This is a genomic window from Pseudoalteromonas sp., assembly GCF_041613455.1.
GTDB lineage: Bacteria > Pseudomonadota > Gammaproteobacteria > Enterobacterales > Alteromonadaceae > Pseudoalteromonas.
In genome coordinates, this window is the sequence record NZ_JBFJHD010000117.1 from 1 (window position 1) to 9,707 (window position 9,707).

General features: G+C 43.0%; 8 protein-coding genes and 1 pseudogene. 2 read left to right on the forward strand and 7 right to left on the reverse strand.

All coding sequences use genetic code 11. The features are described from left to right. Positions 1-54 precede the first annotated feature (54 nt). The 3 genes from rpmI to thrS all read right to left on the reverse strand — a co-directional run bounded on the left by rpmI (position 55) and on the right by thrS (position 2,996). On the reverse strand, positions 55-255 hold the full coding sequence (gene rpmI / locus ABYB02_RS11200) for a 50S ribosomal protein L35 (protein ID WP_004587840.1): 201 nt from the start codon (positions 253-255) through the stop codon (positions 55-57). Positions 256-466: 211 nt separating this feature from the next. Continuing rightward, a complete protein-coding gene (gene infC, locus ABYB02_RS11205; RefSeq protein WP_080516827.1) occupies positions 467-1,027 on the reverse strand; it encodes a translation initiation factor IF-3 in 561 nt (186 codons plus the stop codon). A 58-nt stretch (positions 1,028-1,085) separates the two neighbouring features. Next, on the reverse strand, positions 1,086-2,996 hold the full coding sequence (gene thrS, locus ABYB02_RS11210) for a threonine--tRNA ligase (protein ID WP_372762542.1): 1,911 nt from the start codon (positions 2,994-2,996) through the stop codon (positions 1,086-1,088). 361 nt (positions 2,997-3,357) lie between these two features. Between thrS and ABYB02_RS11215 the strand changes: the two genes are divergently transcribed. Both ABYB02_RS11215 and ABYB02_RS11220 read left to right on the forward strand, forming a co-directional pair. Further along, positions 3,358-3,804, forward strand: a complete 447-nt coding sequence (locus ABYB02_RS11215) for a DUF3010 family protein (protein WP_033103254.1) — start codon at positions 3,358-3,360, stop codon at positions 3,802-3,804. 194 nt (positions 3,805-3,998) lie between these two features. Continuing rightward, a complete protein-coding gene (locus tag ABYB02_RS11220; RefSeq protein WP_372762543.1) occupies positions 3,999-5,732 on the forward strand; it encodes an AMP-binding protein in 1,734 nt (577 codons plus the stop codon). A gap of 105 nt (positions 5,733-5,837) precedes the next feature. Here the strand turns inward: ABYB02_RS11220 and gdhA are convergent, their stop codons facing one another. The 4 genes and pseudogenes from gdhA to ABYB02_RS11240 form a co-directional block, all read right to left on the reverse strand. Beyond that, positions 5,838-7,190: an NADP-specific glutamate dehydrogenase gene (gene gdhA / locus ABYB02_RS11225; protein ID WP_372762544.1), complete on the reverse strand. Its 1,353-nt coding sequence runs from the start codon at positions 7,188-7,190 to the stop codon at positions 5,838-5,840. 471 nt (positions 7,191-7,661) lie between these two features. Then, positions 7,662-8,132: a DUF1456 family protein gene (locus ABYB02_RS11230; protein WP_372762545.1), complete on the reverse strand. Its 471-nt coding sequence runs from the start codon at positions 8,130-8,132 to the stop codon at positions 7,662-7,664. 131 nt (positions 8,133-8,263) lie between these two features. Next, a complete protein-coding gene (locus ABYB02_RS11235) occupies positions 8,264-9,508 on the reverse strand; it encodes a lipoprotein-releasing ABC transporter permease subunit (RefSeq protein ID WP_372762546.1) in 1,245 nt (414 codons plus the stop codon). Next, a pseudogene (locus ABYB02_RS11240) lies at positions 9,498-9,707 on the reverse strand (lipoprotein-releasing system ATP-binding protein LolD); the annotation flags it as partial. The gene ABYB02_RS11235 and the pseudogene ABYB02_RS11240, both read right to left, overlap by 11 nt.

A 9,707-nucleotide genomic window follows, 5' to 3' on the forward strand; every position in this document is an offset into this window, starting at 1 on the left:
ACGTGCACGTGCGACAACGCCGCGTTTAACTCTTGCCATTTCTAAAAACCCCTATTAAGCGAACGGTAACATACGTGAAACTAGACCATGGTCATTTTTATGAACCATCATCTTAGGACGTAGGTGTAACTTACGCTTAGACGTTTTCTTAGTCAGAATATGACGAAGATGCGCTTGTTTACGCTTGAAACCACCAGAAGCGGTCTTTTTGAAACGCTTAGCTGCGCCTCTGTGACTTTTTAGCTTGTAAGCCATTGCAATAACTCCAATTGTATTGCTTTAAAATTAGTAAGCAGGCGTGAGATACACTGCTATAGCTCCACTTTGAGGCCTAACTTACTGCCAATTTCCGGTGAAAACTCAGTATAAATACCGCAGTCTTACTTTAAAACCGGTTAACTCAGGTGAATATTTACATATTACTTGCAGACCTGAGCTATTTTCGGTGCGTATTATCGCTTAAAAATTATTTTTTAGCAACAGGCGCCATCATCATAACCATTTGGCGGCCTTCAACGCGATTAGGGAAAGACTCGACAACTGCAAGCTCTTCCAAATCGCCTTTGATACGATTTAATAATTCAATACCAATTTCTTGGTGAGCCATTTCACGACCACGGAAGCGAATCGTAATTTTAGCTTTATCGCCAGCTTCCAAGAACTTACGTAAGTTGCGCAGCTTAACCTGATAATCGCCTTCATCCGTACCCGGACGGAATTTGATTTCTTTTATCTGGATTTGCTTTTGCTTCTTCTTCTGCTCTTTTAGTTCTTTGCTTTTTTCAAAGATGAACTTACCGTAGTCCATGATTCTACAAACAGGCGGCTCAGCGTTCGGGCTAATCTCTACAAGATCAACACCCGCTGCATCAGCCATAGTTTGCGCGTCTTTTAATGACTGAATTCCAGCTTGCTCGCCGTCAATGTCAATTAAGCGAACTTCTTGAGCTGTAATTTCTTCGTTAATACGATTTTTTTGGGCTGTTTGTTGCCCTTTCTTGCCGCCTCTAATAGTACGTTCCTCCAAGAATATCAATAATATAAGCGTGTAACTGGCTGTTTGCTATGCCTTACACGCTCGATTTTTACTGTCGACTTTTAATCTCTTCACTAATTTTAGCGACAAAGTCATCAACATTAAATTTGCCTAGGTCTTCACCTGTGCGAGTTCGTACTGCTACTTCTTGTTGCTCGACTTCTTTATCGCCCACAACCAGTAAGTAAGGAATACGTTTCAGTGTATGCTCTCGGATTTTAAAGCCAATCTTCTCATTTCTCAAGTCAGCAGTAGCTCTAATTCCAAGTTTATTTAATTTTTGTACAACTTCTTTAACATAATCCGCTTGTTTATCGGTGATATTCATTATCACCACTTGCTTAGGAGCAAGCCATGTAGGGAATAAACCGGCGTATTCTTCAGTTAAAATACCAATAAAGCGTTCTATAGAACCTAAAATAGCACGGTGTATCATAACTGGGGTACGGCGTTCGTTATTTTCGGCAACATAAGTGGCACCTAAACGACCCGGTAATGCAAAGTCTAGTTGCACTGTACCACATTGCCACGCTCTGTCTAAACAATCGTACAAAGTAAATTCAATTTTAGGACCGTAAAACGCCCCTTCACCCGGTAGGTAATCAAACTCAATGTTATTTAGTTTAAGCGCATCGGCAAGTGCTTGCTCTGCTTTATCCCACATATGGTCTTCACCAATACGTTGCTCTGGGCGAGTAGACAGCTTAACCACAATTTTTTCAAAACCGAATGTTTCATAGGTATCATAAACCATCTTAATACACGCTGATACTTCATCCATGATCTGCTCTTCGGTACAGAAAATGTGTGCATCATCTTGGGTAAAGCCACGTACACGCATTAAACCGTGAAGTGCACCCGATGGCTCATTACGGTGACAACAGCCAAACTCAGCCATACGCAGTGGTAAATCGCGGTACGATTTTAACCCTTGGTTAAAAATTTGTACGTGACCTGGGCAGTTCATTGGCTTTATTGCATATTCACGCTTTTCAGATACGGTGGTAAACATCGCGTCGGCGTATTTTTCCCAGTGACCTGATTTTTCCCATAACGAACGGTCCATCATCATTGGACCTTTTACTTCTTCGTAATCGTATTCGCGTAGCTTTTCACGCACAAAGTCTTCCAGTTCACGGTAAATGCTCCAACCATCGTTGTGCCAAAATACCATGCCCGGCGCTTCTTCTTGCCAGTGCCATAAATCAAGTGCTTTACCAATACGACGGTGATCACGTTTTTCCGCTTCTTCTAGGCGCTTTAAGTACGCTTTAAGTTGCTTTTTGTCGCCCCATGCTGTGCCGTAAATACGTTGCAGCATTTTGTTTTCAGAATCACCACGCCAGTAGGCACCCGCTACTTTCATTATTTTGAAGTGTTGGCAGAATTTCATGTTTGGTACGTGTGGACCACGACACATATCAACATATTCTTCGTGATGGTATAATCCTGGACGGTCATCTTTGTCGATGTTTTCATCCAAGATTTCAATTTTGTATGTTTCGCCGCGCGCGGCAAATACGTCACGCGCTTCTTGCCAGCTTACTGTTTTTTTCACTACATCGTAGTTGGTTTTTGCAAGTTGCAGCATCCGCTTTTCAATTGCATCCAGATCATCTTGCGATAACGAGTGCTCCATATCGATGTCATAGTAAAAACCATTATCAATCGTCGGACCAATCGCCATTTTTGCGTCTGGGAACAGTTGCTTTACCGCATGGCCGATTAAGTGAGCACATGAGTGACGAATGATCTCAAGACCATCGTCATCTTTAGCGGTAATGATTTCAAGGCGTGCATCCTCAGTAATCACGTCACACGCATCAACACGGGTACCATTAACACGTCCAGCAATGGTCGCTTTTGCGAGTCCAGGGCCAATATCGTTTGCCACATCTAAAGTACTTACAGGGTTTTCAAAGCTACGCTGACTGCCGTCAGGGAGAGTAATAACTGGCATTATAAATCCTTACTACAGTGGTGACACCTACAATGTATCACGTGTATTTTTAATTAATTAAAATGAGAATGACTCGACAACGCTTTTACGAATAAGCATTGACTATTTTTCGCCAAATCAGGCTAATGTAGATGCTGAGTCTGCTCAACTACAAAAAAAGATATTGTCGCGTGCTCTGGCGTTAATTACAAGTTTAAAGCGCGTTAAATCATCGCTAAATGGCTCAAAAACACACATAAATAACGAAAACCATAAAATTTAGCTAAATATAAAAATTCCTATTTAACGCTGCTGCTTACCCTCGCAATTTAACCACGGTTGCGTATAATAACCAGTAATTGAGTTATAGTAGAGATTCGTAATGAGAACATGTGGTGTAGAAATTACCGGTAGTGATGTACTACTTTGTATTTTAAGTAAAGATAATGACGTATTTGATATTCGCGATGTGCGCCAAACACGCTTTACCTTAGGTAACGGTAATGACACTGAAGTAATGCGTAAGTTTCAATTTGATTTTGCAAAATTAATGCAAGATTACCAAATTGACTCTGTGGCCATTCGTGAACGCCAACCAAAAGGCAAGTTTGCCGGTAGTGCTAAAGGCTTTAAAATGGAAACCGCAATTCAGTTAATTGATAACTTAGATGTGCGCGTGTTTTCAACCACTGAAATTAAAGAGCAAATTAAACGCAACCCTATTCCTATTGCGTTTGAAGATACCGGACTTAAAAAGTACCAAGAAAACGCGTTTGTTAACGCGTATGTCTACATCATGAAAAAAACCTATCGTAGCGACGAAATGTAATTATATTTTTTCGTTACATCAGGCGCGCACTTACTAGGTAAGGCGCGCTTTTTTTTGCCCTCAATTTACCGTAAAGCTCGCCTATTTCAGTTTCAACAACAAAGCTAAGACATTAGTCTAGTGCCCTTCCTTTTATCAACAAGATGTGTTTATTTATCACTCAGGTTACTCATTATAAAGACATGGAGAATGACATGAGCGTAACAAAAAAAGCGGTTAAAGAAGTAGAACAAATAAACACCCTGCCGCTGTTGCAAAGTTATTTTAAAGGAAAGCAAAGCATCCCGCTAACAGAGCTGACCATTGGCGATTATTTCGACAGCATTGTCGCTGGCAACCCCGATGCCTTAGCCGTGGTCGTCAACCATCAAAATATTCGTTTAACGTATAAACAGTTTCAACAACAGGTTGATCAATTAGCCATGGGGCTGCTGGCCCTTGGCGTCAAACCAGGTGATAGAGTGGGCATTTGGTCGCCAAATAATATTGAGTGGTGTTTAACCCAATTTGCCACCGCGAAGATGGGCGCAATTATGGTTTGCATCAACCCCGCCTACCGCCCCAATGAACTGCAATACGCACTTAATAGTGTTGAATGCTCAACCCTTATTACCGCAACCGAGTTTAAAGGCAGCCATTATATTGAGATGCTGCAAAGCTTGGCCCCTGAGCTGGCCCACTGTGAAAAAGGCGCGCTAAAAGCAGCGGCGCTGCCTAGCTTAAAAAATGTGATCCGTATTGGCGACAACACAACGCCCGGCATGTTTTCATTTAGCGAAGTCACCGCCCTTGCCAATGACGCCCAACAACAGGCACTTAATGCTGTTGCGGCCACGCTTAATTGTAACGACGATATCAATATTCAATTTACCTCAGGCACCACAGGTAACCCAAAAGGCGCCACACTCACGCATAAAAACATTTTAAACAATGCCTTATTCGTAGCCGATGCGATGCATTTTAGCGCGCAAGATAAGCTGTGTATTCCGGTGCCTCTGTACCACTGCTTTGGCATGGTATTAGGTACTTTACTATGCATGAGTAAAGGTGCGACAGCGGTATTCCCTGGCGATGCGTTTGACGCTAAAACCACCCTTGAAGTGGTTGAAAAAGAGCGCTGTACCGCGCTTCACGGTGTACCGACCATGTTTATTAGTGAGCTTGAGTTAACTAACTTTAATGATTACGATTTATCCACCCTACGCACCGGAGTGATGGCAGGCTCTACCTGCCCTGAGCAAGTGATGCGTAAAGTACAAACACTAATGAACATGCACCAAGTGGTGATAGCGTATGGGCAAACCGAATGCAGCCCAATTAATAATATTACCGAAACCGACTCCTCAATTGAGCATCAGGTGACCACCGTGGGCCGTGCGCTTGCGCATACCGAAGTTAAAATAATTGACGAGCTCGGCAATATTCAACCCATTGGACAAACCGGAGAAGTGTGTAGCCGAGGCGCCGGTATCATGCGCTGTTATTGGAACGATGTAGAAAAAACCAACGCCACCATCGATGACCAAGGCTGGCTTCACTCTGGCGATTTAGGGGTTATGGACAGCGAAGGGTTTGTAAGTATTGTGGGCCGCATAAAAGATATGATTATTCGCGGTGGCGAAAATGTTTACCCGCGTGAAATTGAAGAAGTGCTGTACACATACCCTGGTGTACAAGATGCCGCCATATTTGGCATTAGCGATGAGAAGTTTGGCGAAGAAGTGTGTGCCTGGATCCAACCAAAAGAAGGTGCAGCATTGGATGAAGAACAGATACGCTTATTTTTAAAAGATAAACTGGCTTACTTTAAAATCCCGCGGCATATTCGTTTTGTTGAAAACTATCCGATGACAGTCACTGGCAAGCTGCAAAAGTTTAAGATGCGCGAACAAATGCAAGCAGAGCTGGCCGACAGCGCCTTCTCATAACCCCTCACATTACACACAAAAAAGCTCAGTACCAACACTGAGCTTTTTTATTACCTAAACTGCCTAACGCTTACTACAGCTTGCTGTTATTGCAACAACGAGCCGTTAAACAATCCCTTGCTCTATCATGGCATCAGCAACACGACGAAAACCGGCAATGTTGGCGCCTAACAACAGATTGGTTGGTTGGCCAAATTCTGCGGCGGTTTCATTGGCGGTGTCAAAAATGTTTTTCATAATTTGTTGTAACTTGGCATCCACTTCCTCAAACGTCCAGCTTTGCATGCTGGCATTTTGCGCCATTTCTAACTGACTGGTTGCCACGCCACCGGCATTAGCCGCTTTACCTGGGCCATAGGCTATTTCCGCTTTAATAAAGCAATCAATGGCTTCTTTAGTCGACGGCATATTGGCGCCTTCGCTCACTAAAATACAGCCATTGCCTAACAACACTTCCGCGTCGGCTTGGGTCAATTCATTTTGTGTGGCACACGGAAACGCCGCATCGGCTTTAAAGCGCCACACGGCATGGCCGTCTTCGGGGTAGTCAGCGCGAGCAATATAAGTGGCTTCTGGGTAGTGTGCTTGGTATTGGCTTAAACAACCACGTTGTTGCTCTTTAAGCTGTTTGATCAGGGTTAAATCAATACCCGCATCGTGAAATAATGTACCGCGAGAGTCGCTGCACGACACCGGTTTGGCATTTAATTGATACAATTTTTCCATTGCATAAATTGCCACATTGCCCGACCCCGAAATTAAACAGCGTTTACCCGCTAGGCTATCATTGCGGTTTTGCAGCATGTAGTTGGCAAAGTACACGGCACCGTAACCGGTGGCCTCTTTACGTACCAACGAGCCCCCCCACATTAAGCTTTTACCGGTTAATACACCGTCATAACGCCCGGTCAAGCGTTTATATTGGCCAAATAAGTAACCTATTTCACGGGCACCAACGCCGATGTCGCCGGCGGGTACATCGGTAGTGGGACCAATATGGCGGTAAAGCTCAGTCATAAAGGATTGGCAAAAGCGCATAATTTCACCGTCTGAACGCCCTTTAGGATCAAAGTTCGCGCCCCCTTTTCCGCCGCCAATAGGCAACCCCGTTAGCGCATTTTTAAATACTTGCTCAAAGCCTAAAAACTTAATGATACTGGCATTCACACTAGGGTGAAAACGTAAGCCGCCTTTGTATGGGCCTAAGGTTGAACTAAACTCTATGCGGTAGCCTTTATTAACTTGAATATTACCTTGATCATCCACCCAAGGAACGCGAAACATTAATTGTCGCTCTGGCTCAACCATTCTTTCAATAATGGCTTCTTTTTGATAATTAGTGGTTTTTGCAAAAAGAGGTTCTAACGAGTCTAATACCTCTTCAACAGCTTGATAAAACTCACTTTGCGCAGGACTTGTTTGCTTAAGTTGAGTGATCGTACTGTGTATATAGTTCATAAGTATTCTTCCGTGTAAGCTATTTTTAAAATTTGACAATGAGGGTAAGTATGATTGTGTATTTTTTGAATATAAATCTATTTTTAAAATCATAGTTTTCATACACCTTACCACTACAAAGGCAGGTGTTGCACTCAATTCAAGTTGAATTATTTTATTGTTGTGCAAAAATAACACAGCGCGGACTACGCATCTTTATTCACAATAAGCAGATAAAAATACATAAAAAATAATCAAAAGCGCTGAAATAACTAAAAAGGAAGGTAATTACCTGATATTTATGTGAACTATTTTTGTTAGTAAAGCGTTAATCGCAATTGAACAATTTTAAAGTAACGCTGCAATGGGTTGAAAAATATTTAACTTAAAACAAACAATCAGCAAAACCAATACCGCAGCTAACACCAACAATAAATAAAAAAGCCACCTTAATGGTGGCTGTTTATTCAGCTGGCTGCTTAATGTTATTGACTAAACAGACGCTGTTGGACGATGCTGCTGTTGCAGAGCGGTTAAAAATAACCGTAATACCTGATTATTACACACACGGTAGTGTTTATTATCTACTTTACGCGAAAAAGCGCTCAACTCATGTTTACTCAGTGCAAAGTCCACCAAGGCTAACGTGGCAATCACATCCTCTGCTTTCATGTTTAAAGCAATGCACAGCTTCATAAAAATGATATTGTTATTTAACGTGGTTTCAGGCTCAGGCTGCTCACCCTCGCGTTTACCTCGTTGGGTATTGATAAAACCATTTAAGAAAATAGCAAACTCTGTATCACTTATTGCGCTAAAGCCTGCTTCACCCTCTTTGGTTAACCACGCCACAACCTGCTCTGTGGTGACTGTGTGCGCTGCAGATGCAAACACCGCCACCATGGCGCTGTCAGTTAAATTGAAGGTGTAGCGAAGGCGACGTAAAATATCATTATTTGTCAAAAGTAAGTTCCAGAGTAAAAAAATGCGCGCCAAACAATGTTGCTTGGCTTTAATTAGCCAAGCAGTTTAACAGAGATGCCGATAGCGCCCTATTAGTTTTTATATCTGTTGGTCGCGGATATGTGAATGCATTAATTACCCAGCACCTTCGCCGGATCGACCCGCGTTGCCTGCCAAGCTGGGTAAATCGTCGCCAGCACTGCCAACACAAAGGTAACAATCACGGTTATAACAATATCTTGCCACACCAATTTACTGGGTAAAAACTCAATAAAATACACCCCTGCGAGCGGGTTTTCGCCAAACAGTTGACTCAACCAATTAAATAATTCGCTAATGTTAATAGCCAATACCACACCAATAATGCTGCCTAGCAGCACCCCTACAAACGCTTGCGTTAGTCCTTGCATCACAAAGGTGGCTAATATAGTGCTATCTTGCGCGCCCATGGTTTTTAAAATAGCGATATTGCCCTGTTTTTCACGTACTTCCATGACCAATGACGACACAATATTAAAACTCGCTACGGCAATAATTAAAAACACCACAATATACACTATGGTACGCACCATCTGTATGTCTTGATATAAGCTACCTTGGGTTCTAAACCAGCTGGAGATATACACGTAATCTTCAATGCTTTGCCCCACCCGCAGCGCTATATTATGCGCAGAAAATACATCATCCACACGCAGTCGCAGCCCCGTTACTTGAGTATCATCATAACCCAGCGCTTGTTGGGCTTTGTTTAAGTGAATAAAGGCCGCGCTACTGTCTAAAGGCCCGCCCATTTCAATAATGCCAGCCAGCGTCAGTGAGATACGCTGCGGCGCTAATAAGCTGTGCCCTTTTTCACTAATTTTTGGGATCAGTAACGTAATAGTGTCGCCAAGGGCGGCATCGAGCTGGGTGACTATCTGTTTGCCAAGCACCACTTCATCAATCCCTAGCTGACTGACCAATTTTGCGCTGGTAAATTGATTGATCGCCGACACATTGCCCTCTAATGAAGGCTCGACGCCACGCACTTCAACCGCTTTTAATTGGTCTTTAAACTGTGCCATGCCATTAACCGCAATAAATGGCGCGGCGCCCATAACGTTTGGCTGCTGTTGTAAACGCTCTACTTTAGCCGACCAGTTGGCAATCGGCCGAGACGGGGCAACATATTCAACTTGCGGCACCACACTAAGTAACCGATGTACCAGTTGTTGTTCAAAACCATTGATCACCGATAACGCCACAATAAGCACCGCAACGCCAAGTAAGATACCGATCGTTGAGGCTTTGGCGATAAAACTGACAAAGCCGTTTGTTTCCTGGTGATGGCCTGAGTAGGCTCTAAAGCGCTTACTGATAAAGGCACTAAGTAACATGCTGCGACTCTTTAATGGTTAGTTTGCCATCGTCTAAATAGGCTATTTTACCTAGCTTATCGGCCAACTCTAAATCGTGAGTAACCACCACAAAGCTAGTATTTAAGCTGCTATTTAGCTCCTTGATTAAGTCGTAAATTTTAATCGCATTTTGTTTATCTAAATTACCGGTCGGTTCATCGGCAAGTACCAGCGCAGG